The sequence below is a fragment of the Arthrobacter ramosus genome (assembly GCF_039535095.1).
GTDB classification, from domain to species: domain Bacteria; phylum Actinomycetota; class Actinomycetes; order Actinomycetales; family Micrococcaceae; genus Arthrobacter; species Arthrobacter ramosus.
In genome coordinates, this window is record NZ_BAAAWN010000001.1 from 3,476,799 (window position 1) to 3,493,249 (window position 16,451).

Here is a 16,451-nt window from a genome sequence, read left to right on the forward strand (position 1 = left end):
CAGGGCAGTCGGAGTTTAAGGATGGCGGAAGAGAGTGTCCAGGAAACAGGGAAGCGGCACTTCCGTTGCGCCTGAGGAAGGCAGTGCGGGCGACATCCGCCGCTCGCCCTCCCCCGCCAATGGACCTCGCCGCCGGCTGTCAGCCCTCACCCAGGCTTGCATCGCCGCAGCCCTGGTGGTGGTGGGGATCGGAGGCTTGCTCGTGTGGCGGTTGACTTCGGACGCAAACGGCTCTCTCGAACCACCGTGGTTTTCAGGCTATGTCGACGTCACCGTTGTCCCTCAGTACCCTTTCGAAGCACCGATGGGCGAGGGCACCAAGAACGTCACGCTGGCGTTCGTAGTGGCAATGGCGGGACAGCCCTGCACACCCAGTTGGGGCAGCACCTACAGCCTCGATGCCGCGAAAAATTCGCTCAAGCTCGAGGAACGCATCGCCAAGCTGCGGTCGAACGGCGGCGCGATCGCTGTGTCTTTCGGCGGCTCAGTGAACAGTGAGCTCGCCAACTCCTGCCAGAATGCAGCCGATCTGGAAAGGGCCTACCGGGCCGTCCTTGAGCGCTACAACCCCGCAACCATCGACTTTGATATCGAAGGCGACAACCTGGCGGACGGCGCAGCCTGGCAGCGCCGCGCCGCGGCTATCGCTTCCCTCCAGAAGGAGCGGAGCAAGGAAGGGCATGCCCTCTCAATCTGGCTGACCCTTCCGGTGACCCCGCAAGGACTGACCGACGTCGGAACCTCCGCTGTTGACCAGATGCTCGCCGCCGGTGTCCAGCTGGCGGGGGTCAACATCATGACCATGAACTACGGTTCAAGCCGGAGTCAATCGCAAAGCATGCTCGATGCCGGAACCTCAGCGGCCCAGTCCACCCACGACCAGCTCAGCATCATCTATCAGCGTGCAGGAATGACCCTCAACAGCGAGCAGATCTGGAGGAAGATGGGGTTGACCCCCATGATCGGCCGGAACGACCTCCCGGGCGAGATATTTGACCTTGATGCGGCTCGGGGGTTGAACTCCTTCGCCATCACCAAGGGGGTTCAACGAGTGTCCATGTGGTCCTTGAACCGCGACATGTCGTGCCCGCAGGACACTCCGGAGGATCCGGCCAGCCATGTGTGCAGCGGGATCGATCAAGGAACCCAGCGCTTCTCCGATTTGTTGAGTGCAGGATTCCACGCCAAACTGCCTTGACCCCGCCGATTAACAGAGGATCATGCCTGGCTTGGACGTTCCGCCCCGTTTTGGTTCTTGGCTTCGGCCGGGCGGGCGAGGTGCCTCCCGTTGCCGTGCCGAAACAGCTTCTTAAGCCACTGCATGGATACCTCCAGTTTTCGAGGGACTGCCCGTACCGGATTGCTTGGACGGCCCCGGCGGCCGGTGCTACTTCACTTGGCTGACCGTGACGACTTTCAGCCACGGTCCCGCGGGAACCTGGTCCCGTGGCACGAACTGCCAGTCGACTTTGTCCGACTCGCCATCAAGCTCGGAGAAACCAAGGCACCCATTGAGGGCGGGCGAGACGTCCATTCCGGCTCCGTTGAACTTCTTGTTGGCTGGACGGGCATCGTTGGAGCCGAAAACGTAGTCCTTGTCGTGATACTGGCCCGGACCGGCATCTTCAATCTGTCCATAGCATTCGCGGTTGCCCATCCGAATCCTGACCCATTGGTTCTTCATGTAACTGAAGGAACGGTTCTGGGCATTGCCTGCGAAACCCGGATCGTTGGCCCACGGGATGACACTCGCCCGTTCCGCAAAGGCGGTGGGATCGTTGATGTCATCGTAAGGAAGATCGAGGTAGAACGGGTTCTCCTTTGGAGTCATGCTGGTCGGCGCGAAGCCCTTGGCCTGCGTTCTCGCCTCGGTCTTGCAGCCGTTCGTCACGACGCCGTCACAGCCTCCGTAGCTCTGCATCCATTGGGAGTCGTAGGTGGACATCACTTGGCTGCCATCTGCCGCGTTGGGGTCAAAGATCTCGCCAACCCAAAAGGTCGTGGACACGATCCCGGTGTGCCAGGGATACCGGCCTGCTGTCGTGGCTGATTGGGTCGGACTCGGGCTCGGTCCACCGCACGCTGCCGTCAGCAGGGTCAAGACCGCAAGTGCAGCCACCCCGCCCCGGCTATGATGCCTCGGTCCGGATGCTGAGCGATTCACATCGTGCTCCTGGAAAAGGGTTCGTCGGATCTTTCCTTGGACAAGGGCAGGCGGCCGGTTAGCGCATACTCCACTCTCCCAGCCGCCTGTCCTTACGCTGTAGGTTATCCCGTCCCTTCGTTCAAGACGCGAGGGTGATCTTCCAACCTGCGGGATCCAGGACTTTTGCCGGCTTGTAGTCGGCCGCGACGTTGAGGATGATTTCATCGAGGGTGGTCTTCGGCTCGAAGCCAACAAGCCCAAAGGACTTGCTGTTGTCCGGAACCCGCCGGCGCATGTCCTCGTAGCCTTCCGAGTACGCCTGCTCATAAGGCACCAAGGTGACGGCGCTGCCGCTCCCAAGGAGTTCAACAATCCTTTCGGCCAACGTCAGGATGGAAATCTCGTAGCTGCCGCCGAGGTTGTACGCATTTCCGTAGGCAAGCGGTTCCTCGGAAATGCGGACGATGGCGGGAACGATGTCGCCGACGTAGGAGAAGCACCTGGTCTGGTTGCCGTCTCCGTATACGGTCAGGGGCTCACCAACGAGCGCCTGCCGCACGAGTCGCGGAACAACCATTCCATAGCGGCCCGTCTGCCGCGGACCGACCGTGTTGAAGAGCCGCACGATGGCAACCGGCAACCCGAATTGGCGCCAATATGCATGGGCAAATGCCTCGTCAATACCCTTGGCCGCGGCGTAGGTCCACCGGGATTTCAGCGCGGATCCCAGGATGCGGTCCGCTTCCTCCGAGAGGCTGTCCGAGGTGTTCTTGCCGTAGATCTCGCTTGTGGATGCCAGCAACAGCGAGGCACCTGATTCCAGGACCGAGTCCAGGACCACTTCGGTGCCATGGATATTCGTGCGGAGGCTCTCCAACGGGTGGTCGACAATCAGATTCACGCCAACCGCGGCGGCCAGATGGAAGACCCTGTCGGCACCCGCCACCACCTTGTCCACTGCGTCACGGTCGAGAATGGTGCCCTCGACGAAGTGGAAGTTCCTGTGGCCGATAACGCCTTTGAGATTCTCCAAGCGTCCGGTCGACAAGTTGTCCAGCACGGCGACTTCGTCCCCGGCCGCCAACAAGTACTCAACAAGGTGGCTTCCTATGAACCCGGCACCGCCGGTTATTGCTGTTTTCATTACTCCTGCTTCCGTCGAAAACCTGGTGGATCTAGAGGCGGGTTACGTTGTCGGCCTTGGGCAAGCGGTATGTCGTGTCGAGGACTGCTGGTGCTTCGGCCAGCCAGTCAAGTTCCATCTGGCTGTGCCTGGTGTGCAGGATCACCAGATCCGCACCCCAGTCAGCAGGCGATTGCTCGGATTGGAGTGTCCCGCCGTGACCATCGGGAGCCGTCTGGCACCAAGGATCGGAGAATGCCACTTCCGCCCCGTCGGCGATCAAGGCGGCAATGATTTCCAACGCCGGGGATTCCCTGAGATCTTCGACGTCGGGCTTGTAGGCGACCCCGAGCACCATGACCCGGGCACCGGCAACACCGTGGTTGCGGTCCGACAGGATACGCCGGGCCTTTTCCACCACCTGGTGCGGCCTGCCTGCAATCCCGGCCATCGCTTGCTCGATCACCGGGGCCGTCAAGCGGGCCTTGCGCAATTGCCACAGCAAGTAGTGGGGGTCGCACGGTATGCAGTGTCCGCCGACTCCAGGACCGGGGGTGAACGCCATGAAGCCATACGGCTTCGTGGAGGCCGCATCGATGACGTCCATGACCTCCATGTTGAGTTCGTGGCAGATATCAGCGAATTCGTTAGCCAAGGCGATATTGACGGCCCTGAAAGTGTTCTCCACCAGCTTGGTCATTTCGGCGACATCCGCCGATGGCACCACGTGAACCAGCTTGGTGCTGGCGCTCAGCAGCCGTTCGGCAGCTTCGCCGCAGGCCGGGGTCACGCCGCCAACTACCCGGGGGACGTCTTCGTGTGAGAACGAATCCACGCCAGGGTTGATGCGCTCGGGCGAGAAGGCCACAAACACGTCATGGCCCGGAATAAGTCCCCTGGCAGCCAAGGGCAAAGCCAGAAGGTCGCGCGTGGATCCGACGTAGGTCGTAGAGGTCAGCATCAGCAACTGGCCAGTGGTGGCGAAATCCACCACCGACGCACAGGCCGCCCGGAGAATCGAGAGGTCCGGGACCAAGTACTCGTCAACGGGGGTGGGAACGCACACAACCACTGCCGCCGCGCGGGCAAGCAATGACAAATCGCTGCTCAGCATGAAGGTCGGGTCCAGCAGCGCGTTGCTGAGCCGTTCCCTGTCGGAGTCCAGAAGATCTGCCCGTTGCTCCCGGATCACGGCCAGGCGGGCGTCGGACACGTCAAGGCCGAGAACACGCCGACCCGAGGCGTTGATGGCCAGGGCCGTGGGCAGGCCGACATAGCCCATGCCTACGATCGCCACGTCGAAAGTAAAAGCCTGGTCCTGTGTGGTTGTCCGTGTTCCCGCGCCCTCCGGCCAAGCTGGTGCCTGCGTGTGCAAGGACTGCGAGCTCCCGCTGGGCTCTGCCTTGAGGGTCTTTACCTTCGTGTTCGGTGCCATGGTCAGTCGACCTCCCGGTGCCTGTTGTCTCCAGTGTGAAAGAAAGCCGGCGGCGAAACGGGACGTGCCCTGGTCTCAGAGGGCACATGACCGCCCGCCGCCGGCTCGATTGTGGGGGTACCCGCCGAATGCGGGAGACCGGTTGCATTGGAGTTGACTTCTCGCTGGATCACCGGGTGGTTTTCCTGTAGCAAAGAATTCTTCCTGCGTTTCATCTCGAGACCCACTTATCCCCAAATGAGTGGCGGTTGCCATCAGGAAAAGCGTATTAACGAACCCCTAGGGCGGGCGCGAGTGGGCTCTACCCGTCTTTGGATGCTCGGTCCCTTCCGGGGCCATTGACTACCCGTCCGAGCACTTTTAACCACTCGAATCAGTACTCGCTTTTAGGCCTCGCGCCCTTTGCGTGCCTTTTATTGCAGCGCACGACGGCGGAAGGCGGCTTCCGGGAAGCGGTCACCCCATCGCAGGGGGCCTATGAGTCGCGCGGGCGGCTAGCCCACGCCCTGCGTGCCGTGGGCACCGTTCATCAAGTCTTCCCGGTGGCTGATGCCAAGCTTCGCAAACATTCGGTACAAGTGACCTTCAACGGTGCGCAATGACAGGCCCAAGCTAAGCGCAATGTCCTTATTGCTCGATCCCGATTGCACGAGCGTTGCGATTTCCTGTTCGCGCCGGGTCAGCTTCTGGAGATCCGGGGAGCCCCCTTCAACGGCCGGGCCGGCCTTGTCGAGAGCAGCGGTGCGGCGCTTGAGGAGTCGCTGTCCCTCAAGCTGGCGCGCCTTGTCCCCCCTGCTTTCCAGGATCCGTAGGGCGTGGCTGGCGCAGTCCGCTGCGGCAAGCTCCAGTCCGTCCCTGGCTGCCGAATCACTCAGCTCAATGAGGCGATCCGCGTCCTTGTGCGCGAGGGCAAGCCCGACGCTCAAGGCGAACTCCGCAGTGCGGCCTTCGCTGCCCTCGGCAACCGCTATCAGCCGACGCGCCACACCGGGGTCTCCCAGTCTCAGGACCAACATCAGGATGTCGATCTCAGCGCCGATCGCTCCGTCCGCGGCCGCGGAATCCGCAAGGGACATGAGTCTCGAGATCGCCGTTTGCGTTCCGGTATGCTCGGCTCGCGCCACGGCCGCATGACCTTGTGCCAGCAGCGACGGATGCACACCTTCCCGGATCAATGCGTCGTATTCGCTTGAGTACGTCATCGCAGTTTCCCGGCGTTTCAGGATCGACGCCGCGTACGCGGCGGCAGCAACGGCGTCGGGCAGGTCGCTTCCCATGTCGGAGACCCGCAGCATGCTGACCGCCTGGCGGAGCCGTGGCAGCGCCACCCCCAGGTCTCCCCGGCGCAGGTCCACCATTCCGGCGGCCAAGTGGAGCATCCCGCCTGAATAGATCAGGGAGTTCGGCGCTTGGGAAACATGGTTCTTGAGGAACGTTTCAAGAACGCCGAACTCGCCTGCCTGTTGCAAGGCCAGGATGTAGCGGCGCATCACCATTCCTGCGTACTGGAGGCTCCAGTCGCCGCTCGTGGCGACCATATCCTGTATCTCCATCAGAATCTGGATGGCGGAAACCGGCCGTCCCGCGACCGCCATGGCCTCTGCGAGGAGGGTGCCCGCCACCAGGCGGGACTCGTCGTCGTCCGCTTCTTTCCAGATCTGGCGGAGTTCCCGCTCGGTCTCAATGTAGTGGCCTTCGGTTTGGAGGCCTTCCAGCGAAAGGAGCCTGCTCCCCAGCTTCCCGCGTTCCAGCTCATCAGGGTCGATACCCTGACGGGATTCGGCGAGCCTGGCCAGGGCCGCCTCCCATTCGTACGCTGCCTGTTTGATGGCGTTCGGCCCGACGCCTTGCCGCCCGGCAAGCTGGGCCGCAAGCATCGATGCCTGCCGGACCGTCCGCGGATCATTTGTCCGATCCACGACCCCGGCAAGCGAGGACACCGATCCCCTGATGTCGCCCCGGTACCATTTGGCCCGCGCCACTTCCACCTGGGCTGCCAGTCTCAGGGACGGATCCTTGATTGCTCCGGCTACGCGTTCCACGTAGCTGGGGATGAACAACCGGTTGGCCAGCTGGGCCGCTTCCAGGATCTCGGAGTCCGGAACCTCGGTACCCGACTCCAATCCCCAGGAGACGTAGCGCAGCAGTCCGTCCATGGTCTGCGGCTTGGACTCCATGAGGTTCACGATGCGCCGCCGGATGGTCATGCTGTGGGCGGTCGGGACCAGCTGGCGGATCACTTCGCCAACCAGCGGCTGGGCCAGCCGGACATGCCGGGCGGGGTCGGACGCGATCTCGATGAAATGCAGCTCCTGCAGTTCGTCCACGGCGCTGGAGTCGCTGGCCTGTTGCACTACGTTCAGCGGGACAGGCTCCGCCAGTGCGACGGTCTCCAGGGTTTCGCGCTGCGCGGCGCCCAGCATCAGGATCTGGTTCCGGACAAGGTCCATCAAACGTACGCTGGTGCCCCGAAGCTCGCCCGAAAGCATCCAGGCGTCGTTGCGGCAGACCAACTGGCCCAAGGACTTGGCGTGCTCGATGAGTTCCAGCAGGAACATCGGGTTTCCGCCGGAGTACTTGCAGAGGACGGCGCTGGTGCCCTGGACGACGGGAGCATCCAAGGCCTGGGCGCAAAGTTGGTTGACTTCCTGCTCGTTGAGCGGCTGCAGGTCGAATCGGTCCACGAGCCCCTCGGACCACATCGAGAAAACCTCTGCTGGCGGCGCGGGATACGGACGGCACAAGAACACGACTTTGGCGGCTTCCGCCGCCGCCAACTGGGCCAGGACAGCCACGCTGCTGTCATCGATGTGATGTGCGTCCTCGACGATCAGGACGGCTGGTGCCGGATGCGGCTGGCCTGCCGGGTTCAGCGCCGCTACTACGGCCCTCAGGACCGACAACGGTTCGTTGATCTGGCTTGGGGTCAAGGCTGTCAGCAGTGGTGCCAAGGCGGCAAACGGTACCGAGGCCAGGGTGGGACCGGCAAAGACCCTGAAGGGGCGGACACGTTGCCCCAGTTCGTGGACCACTTCGTTAATCAGTGCCGTCTTGCCGATGCCTGCGTCGCCGAAAAGCAGGACCCCGGGGCCATTGACGTCGAGAAGGCAGTCGACGACGGCTGCCATCACGTTGAATCGTCCGACGAGCGCATCGGCCGCAACCACTTCAGTCATTTCGCACCACCTTCGACGTTGCCAAGAGCAAAGCTCAGCTCGGAGCGTTCCACGATTTTCAGCTTGCCGAAGATCTGGTAGAGGTGCCCCTCCACCGTGCGCACTGAAACATGGAGCTTCGCGGCGATACCTTTGTTGCTCTCCCGGTTCGCCGCCAGCCTGGCGATCTCCATCTCGCGGGCCGTCAGCTTCATTCCCTCTTGGTTGCCGCTTTGCGGGGTGCGCAAGCGCTGCCGGCACGTCTCCGCGAGCTGCCGCGCCTTCCTGAGGGCCGTCTTGTCCAACTGAACCTGGTCCATGTGCAAGACGGTCTCGGCGATATCGAAGGCGAACCTGTCGTTCTGCATGTCTTCGGCCAACCGTGCTGCCTCAAGAAGAAGCTCCGCGCTTCCGGACATCGTCGCCCGTGCGTACGCAACGCACAGTTCGGCGAATCGTCCCTGGCAGCGGAGGGCCGAGTCCAACAGCCGTGGAGCGGCTGCCACAGCGCCAAGCCGAACGGCTGAACTGAGGCAAAAGATCTCGTGGCCGGGGGCACCCTCGTCCCGGTCGGCGTCGGCCAAGCGGAGGAGCTCCTCGACGGCGGCCTCCGGGCCGTTGACCCGATCCCGGGCCAACGCCGCGAGGTACCTCTTCGTCCGCTCCTTCCGCCACGTCGGCCGGCGCAGCTGGGTGGAAGCTTCCTCCAGGTAGCGCAGGGCCTGCTCATGCTCACCTTGCAAGGCCGAGGCGTAGGCCGCTGCCGTGCAAGCGACATCCAGCATGCCTTCGTTGTCCTGGACCCGCAACTGGCTTATCACCGGAATGAGCGATTCCAAACCGTCCTGGCCGCGTCCCTGGAGGCACCGGAAGATCGCTTTGGGAAGATCGATTGCTGTGGGCAGGGCCTCGGCCGCGGAGACCAAGAGGTCATCGCCGGGTTGGACCATCTCCCCCTCCTTGTCCCACCGTCCGGCAAGTACGAAGGCGAACCGCAACCGCGATGTGGCGCGTCGGGCTGCGGCGACCGAAACAGCGGGATCATGGCAGTCAGCCGTCAGCTGTTCCGCCATGTCCGCCGCCTCGGATTGCCGTCCCGTCAGTGCCCATGCCTCGCACAGCCAGCTTCCGGCAAGGAGGCGGAACTCGGTGCCGTGCGATTCAAAGTCTTGAAGGACCTCTTCCAGTCTTGCTGCCATCTCAGCGTAGGAACCCGAATAGCTGGCTGCCTGCGATTCGGCCAGGACAAGTTCCTCCCGCAGCGTGGCGATGTCCTGCCCTTCGCCTGCGGTGATCGTTTCGTCTTCGAGCCGCCGACGGACGTGTGCCAGCGTTTCGCAAGCTTGGGCCGTGGTTTCGGGAAGAGCCAGAAGGACCGCGGCCTCGGCCAGCTTGAGTCGGACCCATTCGGCAAGGTTGGCTTCATCCCCGGGTTCATCCAGGTGAAGACTCAGCAGGTCCCGGGCCCCGGCGACGTCACCCAGTGTCATCATCGCACGGGCTTCCTCGGCTACTGCCCCGGGCACCGTGGAGTGGCCCGGGATGGACCGGACCAAGCGCAGGGCCAGCCGCGCATCAAGTTGCCGGTTCGCCATCGCGGCAGCTTCAAGCGCTTCTTCCCTTCTCAGCTTGGCTCCGCAGTCCAATGCCCAGGCGGCCATGGACAGCAACATCGAGCGTTGGCCAAGGGCCGGATCCATCGACTTAAGGAGCAGGCCCCGGAGTTCGTTGCTGCGGCCAGGGGGAACGTTCGCCCGGACCACGTCACCCACAAGCTGGCTTTGGAGCCGAGCCATCCTGGGCAGCGAATCGTCGACGACGAGGACGCTCCTTTTTTCAAGGGAGTCCACATCGTCTGCCGATGCGAGTGCCAGCAGGGATTCCAGGGGCACGGCCCTGGCCAGTGAAAGGATCTCCAGGACTTTGCGCTCACCGTCACCCATTCGCCCAAGCCGCGTGGTGATGAGATCGGTGATTGCCCTGCCGTGCTGTTCGCTCCGGGATGTCAGGACCCAGACGCCGTCGCTTTTCAGGAGCGAGCCCGATTCGGCGAGCTCCGCCGCGAGCATCTTGAGGTAGTGGGGGTTGCCCCCGCTGGCTGTCCACAAGGCATGGGCGCCGGACGGAGAGACCTGTGCTCCCAGCCCGGCCTCGAGCCAGGTGTGCGATTCCTGGAAAGTCAGTGGTTTGAGGTCTATCCGGTGCAAGAACCCATCGCCGCAAAGCCTCGTGATTTCGCCGCAGAGCCGCTGCGGGTCGGTACAGGTGAGGACAAGCTGCGCGGTGCCGTTCCTCGCGAGTTGGGCCACTGTCATCGCCGCCAACTCATCAAGCTCGGCCGCGTTTTCAATGACCAGGTACACCGGCTTTCCCTCGGAGCGCTCACGGAGCAAATTGGTGAGCGCCGACAACACCAGGACGGGATGGGCCAGGTATCCCGGGTCAAGATCGCTCAAAAGGATATTGAGGGCGCCGTACGGTGATCTCGCCAACGCTGCGCTTCCGCGGATGACGACGACGAACGAGCGTCCGCGTAGTTCGTTCACGGCACGAGTAGTCAAGTAGCTCTTGCCGCTCCCCGACGGCCCCGTAACAAGGACGCCACCCTTGGAAGCTGCCAGCGCAAAGGCGATGTCCTCAACAGCGGCTCTAGGTCCAATCGGCGGCCAGGCCGTCGAAATTACCGATTTGCCTTCGGTTCCATCAGGCGAGGACGGAGCCGAAGATGCGTCGAATGCCTGGTACCGGGACCCGGTCCCGGACCGAACGGCATGGACCGTAGATGCACTGCCTGCTGTCAACATGAGCGAGACCCCCAGTGATCGAGTGGTGACACCCCCCAATTAACCAGCTGGCCGTCAGGCCCACACCAGTAGTGAGTACTCGACTTTCATACTGCCGGATACTCGTATGCGGGTGTGAGTACCTTTGCCCCTGGTGGCGGGTACTCGTCGCTGGCAGTGGCCCTCGTTCGAATCGAGAGTGCACTACTACTGCCCTGCAGCCATCCCACGCTTCAGCTTGTACTCGATGTTCCCTGTGCGACGGCGGCGGCCCCGGCAAGTTCGTCCCTGCCGGTGATCCCCAATTTCGAATAACACCGGTACAGATGCCCTTCGACGGTGCGGACCGAGATTAGCAGCGTGTCCGCAATCTGCCGGTCGCTGAGGCCCTGGACCGCCAGATTGACAATGTCCCATTCCCTCTTTGTCAGCTTCGGAACCACGGACTCGTTCTGTGTTTCCTCGCTGCCCTGGCCGAGTTCTTCGTTGCAGCGCGCCAGCCCCGCGCGCGCAACGGCACTGAGCTCTTTGGTGTGGCCGCGATCCGGTGCTGCCAGCGCCAGACCATAAGCCTTCGCGGCTAAATGGTAGACCGTTGCCGCCTGTAGCTTCTCTCCTGCGGATAGATACCGGGCAGCACCCCCGAACTTAAGTGCCCGCCCGTATTCGGCGAGCCCTTGCGCCCATTCGCCCTCCGTTGCAGCCGCGGATTCACAAAACCGGTCCAGCCTGCTGATGTCCCCCAGGCCAAGTGCAAGCTCCAGGGCATGAAGTTCAAGGTACGTGGCGTTTTCCCTCGCCGCGTTGTCAGCGTTGCGGAGCAACGCCTCCAGGCCGGAGCCGTCAGCGTTGAGGAGTTCCAGCGCGGCGTCGAAAAAACTGCCTGCCTGTGACGCGAGAAGGTGGGTGCTGTGTTGTCCCCAGGCCTTGTAGTCCGCCCGGAACCGTTCGGCTTCAGGCAACCCGGCGCCAGCTGCGGCATAGAAAGCCATGCCGGCACACAGTCCGAAGAGATTCTGCGGATCGCTGTCCCGCAAGGCTTCGAGTCCCGCAGTCAGCAACGGCAAGGCGTCGCCGGATTTTCCCTGCCTGATGGCGATGTACCCGGCCACCACGTAGGCCGCCCCGCCGAAGGATGCCATCGAGACACCCGACGATTCGTAGTACCTGTCGAGGAGCTTTTGTGCGTCGGCCCAGTCACCTACAGCCAATGCGCAAATGACGAGGCGGGCGGAGATGAACTCGGGGACGAAGAAGACATCGTTCTCCTGCGGCTGCACCAGGGCGGCAGCCTCGAGAACCAACAGCCTTGCCTGACGCCCGCGGCCGAGGGCGCATAGCATTTCTGACTTCAGGGCCAGCGCCAGGGCCCTCAAGAGTGGGGCCAAAGCGCCTTCCACTGTTCCCGACTGAAGAAGCACGCGCTCCAGTTCAGGGCCCATCCTCCCGTAGTCGCCGTCCACGGAGCCAGCAAGCAGCCCGATCACGGTGACGGCGAGCGGCACCGCGGCTTTCGCGTCCGGCGTCCTCTGGCCCTCGAGGCCGGGTTGCTGTTCGCCCCATTCGCGGAGGACCTCGGCCTCCGCCCGGATCAAGGAAGCGGACTGCCCGACGGCGGCACGCGTGACTGCGCGCAGAAGGCTGGCTGATACTACGTGGGAGGGTCCGGCGTCGCCATCCACCGTTTCCTGGACCAAGACTGCCGCGGCCTCGTCCCGGCGGCCGAGATTGAAGTATGACCGGGCCATAACCGCCTGAGCAACCGATTGCCATTGTATGTCCCGCACCGCAGCCGCCATGCGCAATGCCGTCTCGCTCTGCAGTAGCCTCGCCGAAAGGACCGCGGCCCGGATCAAGAGACGATCTGGTACGTCCGCCCCGCAGTCAAGTGACCACGTCACCATCCGCAACAAGGAATCCGGGTTGTCCTCCAATACATCCATCCGGGAGATCAGCTGCCGATGCAGTTGGAGGCTCTGCGCGGCCGGGACGATGCTTCTGAGCACCTCTCCGTAGACCGGATTGACGAGCCGGAGGGTTGGCAACCCATTGCCTGCTGGCTTGATCAAATGCTGGTCCACCAGCTCCTGGACGGCCGCTTCTCCGGCCACAATGTTAATCAACGTCTCGTCCACCGGCTCTGCCAATGCAATCAAGCTCAAGGCTTCCCTGCCCGCGGCCGAAATGCGCATCAGCTGAAGTTTGACAACGGCCTCCAGCTTCACCGTGTGGACCGGTGTTGCGGCCGTCTTGAGCCAAACGCCGTGTCTTTGGACGAGGGTACCCGAGCTTTCGGCTTCGCGGACAAGGGTCTTCAGAAGAAGGGTGTTGCCCCCTGCCTCGGTCCAGAACCCATGGCTCGTGCTGTTCAGGACGATTCCACCCAGCAATGCCTCGCACAGTTCGTGGCCTTGCTCAGCAGTCAATGGCTCCAGGTCAAACCACTCGCCAGTTCCCTCGTGCCACAATCGCAGGAGCGGCCCGGGAACTCCCGGCCGTGGAACGCATGCGGCCACGATTTTTGCCCATCCTGCCTGGACAAGCTCCGTCAGCATCGCGCACGTGGCATCGTCCAGGTAGTGCGCGTCATCGACGAGCAGCAAAGCTGGTCCGGTACCTACGCGGATGCCTTCGAGGTGATCCCAGAGTGAGCGAAGCACAGCGACCCGGGAAGATATGTCGGCGAGTGAAAGATGGGAAAGAAAAGGCGCTAGTACCCCATACGGGACAGCGGTCAGTGACGGACTTCCGTGAATCGGGACTACCGCAAGTTCGCCGCCGAAGACGCTGCCCAGCTGGGCCAGGAGAGATGACGCGCCGAGTCCGGAATCGCCCACAATGAAGACGGCCGAGCAATCATCGGCACGGATGGCGGCTGTGATTCCAGGAAGCAAATGCCCATAGTCGAGCCACGGTTCAGGCGGCCTTGTACCGCTTTCTCCGCCATGACGATGTACCATCGCAGCGTTGTCATGACTGCGCGGTTCCTTCAAGCTCGCTCCTCGATGAGATTCCCATTTTCGTGAAGATTTGGTAGAGGTGGCCTTCGACTGTGCGCACGGAAACTTGCAACTGGTTGGCTACCTCTTTGTTACTCAACCCTTGACTGGCCATCTTTGCAACCTGACGCTCCCTTTCCGTCAGTTCAGGTCCGAAAGTGTGTGGTGTCAGGGGCAGTACCGGCACGGTACCCACCAAGCGATCCAGCCGTTGCTGGGCCAGCCTCGCGGACGCTGAATCGCCGGCTTCCCGGGCAATGTCCAAGGCCAGGACGGCACAGCGCGACTCCACCGCATCCAACTTCAGTTCCTGGGCAACCGAAGCGGCAAGAAGCAGCGTCTTCGGGTCCTTCTTGCGGGTTCCCTCCGCCACCATCCGGTTCACTGCGGCCATCTTGCCCTGGCGACGGGATGAGACCTGCTCCAGGAGCAACAGTTCCTCCTCGGTGCCGTGGACGGTCGCGCCGAAGAGGCTGATGGATGCGGTGGTGATCCGTCCCTTCGCCAAATCCCGGTTGGCCGACTCGATGAGACTCTGCTTCGCCCCGGGATCCTTCAGCCAGCGCCTTGCCATCTTGACGCAGAATTCGGCCATCCAGGCGGGGAACCACGCAGTTTCCCCTTGTCCCTTTTCAGCCAATTCGAGAAAAGTCCGGGATTCCTTCACGTCGCCGGCCTGGGCGTAGGCAAAAGCGAGCGCGGAGTAGGCCAACGCTGGTCCGTAGTAGTTGCGCCTGATTTCCAACTGCGCCTGGGCCCCCAGCAGGGTGTCGATCGCGACTGAAGCCCGTCCGGCATAGGTGTAGGAAACGCCCAGGGCAAGTTCGGCGGCGCCGCCAAGGTAGTGGATGTTCTTTGGTTGCTGATCCAGGGTCGCCGTCAGCATCCGGGCCAGTTCTTCCCACTGCCCGCTGCAAAGGAGTGCGGCAAACAAGCCCTCGGACAACCAGTTGTGCAGTCTCGGCCGCGCCTTTGCGCGCTGTATCTTGTGCTTCAGCTCGCGCGCCAGCTCGATGGCCTCCATTTCCCTGCCAAGTACTGCCCAGGCCATGGTCAGCAGGCTCCCGCAACTCAACCTTTGTTGAAGATCATTGCCGTCCCGGTACTCCTGCTCCAAGGCCTCTGCAACTTCGGAGTACTCGCCCTGATGGACCTGGAGCTCGAAACCCGCGACCCTAAGCATCCCGGATGCCCGTTCAATTTCCGTGGCATCCGCTCCGACTTCTTGCGACCGGCGTGAAAGATCCTCAAGGGCCTCGGCGATCAGGCCGGGTATCTGGAGGTGCCCACCCGGAATCCACAACAGCGCACTGCAGAGCTCCTGGACATAGTCCGCATAGTCATAGGCCGGGAGGCGCCGAAGCTGCTCGGGCGTCACATCCTTCAAAGCGGCCACCGCAGCCTCGTGCTCAGCCAGAATGACGTGGGAAACGCAGCGTTGCTGGGCGGCAGCCACCCATTCCTTATCCTCGCGCCCGATCTGCCGGGCGCATTCCAAGGCGAACCAAGGATCGAATTGCCTGTTCGCCGCCGTCGCAGCGGCCAGGGCCACTCCGGGTTCAAGGGTTTCGCGGACGTTCAGCGTCGAAGAGGCAAAGCCCAGGAGTGCCTCGGCATCCAGGTCCCAGGTAATGCTGCCGATCACCCCGGCGGCGAGCCGCCGCAGTTCATTCCGCCGTGGCAGGTCCATCCAGCCCCGAATGACCTCACCCATGTACTCGTCGCGCAGCGCCACCCGGCGTGCGCCTGACGGTTCGATGCGGAGGTAGCCGGACCACTCCATCTCCGCAACCACTTCAGGTTCCAGGACGTCCAACAACACGGCGAGTGGGGCCGTTCGAATGAGGGCAAGAAGCTCCAGCGCTTCCTGGACCGCAGGGCTCTCCCGGGCCAGGCGCGAGCGGACCAGGTCGGTCAGGACTTCCGCGGAAGAAAGGTGGATTTCGCCCTTCATTGCCCAAACCTGCCCGGCCAGATGCAGGTTGCCTGAGCGGAGCTGTTCAGTGACGATGGCTTGGAGTACCAGGGGGTTTCCACCGCTGGACGCGTGCAAAGCGCTTGCAGCCGTAGCGGTCACTCGTTTCCCAAGGACCCCGCCGAGCAGTTTGGCAACTTCCGCGCGGGAAAGAACCTGAAGTTGAACCTCGTCCAGGAGGCCGTCTTTCAATAGCCTGACCAGGTCTTCCGGCATGTCTGTGGCTTGGCGGACAGTGACGAGGACTTTTGCTGTCCCACTGATTAACAAGTGCACCAAAAGGGCCGTGCTCATGCTGTCCAAAGCGGGAAGTTCCGAAAGGACCAACAGCACTTCGCGTCCCGCGGCGTCCGAACTTATCAAGTGCGAGATGCCGTGGATGATCGCGCCAGGGGAATCCGCGGCATCGACTGGCAGCCGCGCGAGCAGATGGGCCAGCGCCCCAAACGGAGTAGTGGCGTCCGTGGAGCCGTGGAGGTGCAGTACGTGGGTCCTTGGCGTGAGCCGGGCCTCCACCGAACGGGCAAAAGTCGCTTTGCCGACGCCCGGCCCGCCAACCACCACTACTCCGTACAACGACGGGTCGTCGAGCGCTTCAATAACCGTGTTCTGAAGATCCTGCCTGACCAGCGACGACCATTTTCGACGTTCTGCAGCGCCCAGTGCTTGCCGTTCCGTTGCGGGTCGCTCTGTTTCAGATTCCGGTGTTGCTCGCAATTCAGATCACGCTACCTTCGCAGCTCTGGCGGACGTGACGTTCAGCGGGTCGTTTGCATTTGTATTTCCTCTTCACCCCCAGCAGTGATTTGCAAAGTATCATAGCGATCGGCGCGAA

8 protein-coding genes are annotated in these 16,451 nt (G+C 62.7%); 1 reads left to right on the forward strand and 7 read right to left on the reverse strand.

The window, feature by feature from the left end:
- Nucleotides 1-34: 34 nt before the first annotated feature.
- The gene (locus ABD742_RS16060; RefSeq protein ID WP_234750854.1) at nucleotides 35-1,198 is read left to right on the forward strand and encodes a chitinase; all 1,164 of its coding nucleotides are present in this window, start codon (nucleotides 35-37) and stop codon (nucleotides 1,196-1,198) included.
- Nucleotides 1,199-1,387: 189 nt separating this feature from the next.
- Here ABD742_RS16060 and ABD742_RS16065 read toward each other — a convergent pair whose 3' ends face one another.
- The 7 genes from ABD742_RS16065 to ABD742_RS16095 all read right to left on the reverse strand — a co-directional run bounded on the left by ABD742_RS16065 (nucleotide 1,388) and on the right by ABD742_RS16095 (nucleotide 16,333).
- Nucleotides 1,388-2,119, reverse strand: a complete 732-nt coding sequence (locus ABD742_RS16065; protein WP_344788508.1) for a hypothetical protein — start codon at nucleotides 2,117-2,119, stop codon at nucleotides 1,388-1,390.
- Nucleotides 2,120-2,285: 166 nt separating this feature from the next.
- Nucleotides 2,286-3,290 (reverse strand): dTDP-glucose 4,6-dehydratase, encoded by a 1,005-nt coding sequence (locus tag ABD742_RS16070; protein ID WP_234750856.1) that lies wholly within the window; start codon nucleotides 3,288-3,290, stop codon nucleotides 2,286-2,288.
- A gap of 31 nt (nucleotides 3,291-3,321) precedes the next feature.
- Nucleotides 3,322-4,704: a nucleotide sugar dehydrogenase gene (locus ABD742_RS16075; RefSeq protein WP_234750857.1), complete on the reverse strand. Its 1,383-nt coding sequence runs from the start codon at nucleotides 4,702-4,704 to the stop codon at nucleotides 3,322-3,324.
- A 494-nt stretch (nucleotides 4,705-5,198) separates the two neighbouring features.
- Complete coding sequence (locus ABD742_RS16080; protein ID WP_234750858.1) at nucleotides 5,199-7,880, reverse strand: helix-turn-helix transcriptional regulator; 2,682 nt, start codon at nucleotides 7,878-7,880, stop codon at nucleotides 5,199-5,201.
- Nucleotides 7,877-10,663, reverse strand: a complete 2,787-nt coding sequence (locus ABD742_RS16085) for a LuxR C-terminal-related transcriptional regulator (protein ID WP_234750859.1) — start codon at nucleotides 10,661-10,663, stop codon at nucleotides 7,877-7,879. The genes ABD742_RS16080 and ABD742_RS16085 overlap by 4 nt, the downstream gene beginning before the upstream one ends.
- A 212-nt stretch (nucleotides 10,664-10,875) precedes the next feature.
- Nucleotides 10,876-13,635 (reverse strand): LuxR C-terminal-related transcriptional regulator, encoded by a 2,760-nt coding sequence (locus tag ABD742_RS16090; RefSeq protein ID WP_344788512.1) that lies wholly within the window; start codon nucleotides 13,633-13,635, stop codon nucleotides 10,876-10,878.
- Entirely contained in the window at nucleotides 13,613-16,333 is a 2,721-nt protein-coding gene (locus tag ABD742_RS16095) for a helix-turn-helix transcriptional regulator (protein ID WP_234750861.1), read from the reverse strand. The genes ABD742_RS16090 and ABD742_RS16095 overlap by 23 nt, the downstream gene beginning before the upstream one ends.
- Between the last annotated feature and the right edge of the window lie 118 nt (nucleotides 16,334-16,451).

Bases quoted from the DNA above. Each gene is read 5' to 3' on its own strand.
- ABD742_RS16085 (WP_234750859.1), bottom strand. From the start codon at position 10,663: ATGTTGACAGCAGGCAGTGCATCTACGGTCCATGCCGTTCGGTCCGGG.
- ABD742_RS16075 (WP_234750857.1), bottom strand. From the start codon at position 4,704: ATGGCACCGAACACGAAGGTAAAGACCCTCAAGGCAGAGCCCAGCGGG.
- ABD742_RS16080 (WP_234750858.1), bottom strand. From the start codon at position 7,880: ATGACTGAAGTGGTTGCGGCCGATGCGCTCGTCGGACGATTCAACGTG.
- ABD742_RS16070 (WP_234750856.1), bottom strand. From the start codon at position 3,290: ATGAAAACAGCAATAACCGGCGGTGCCGGGTTCATAGGAAGCCACCTT.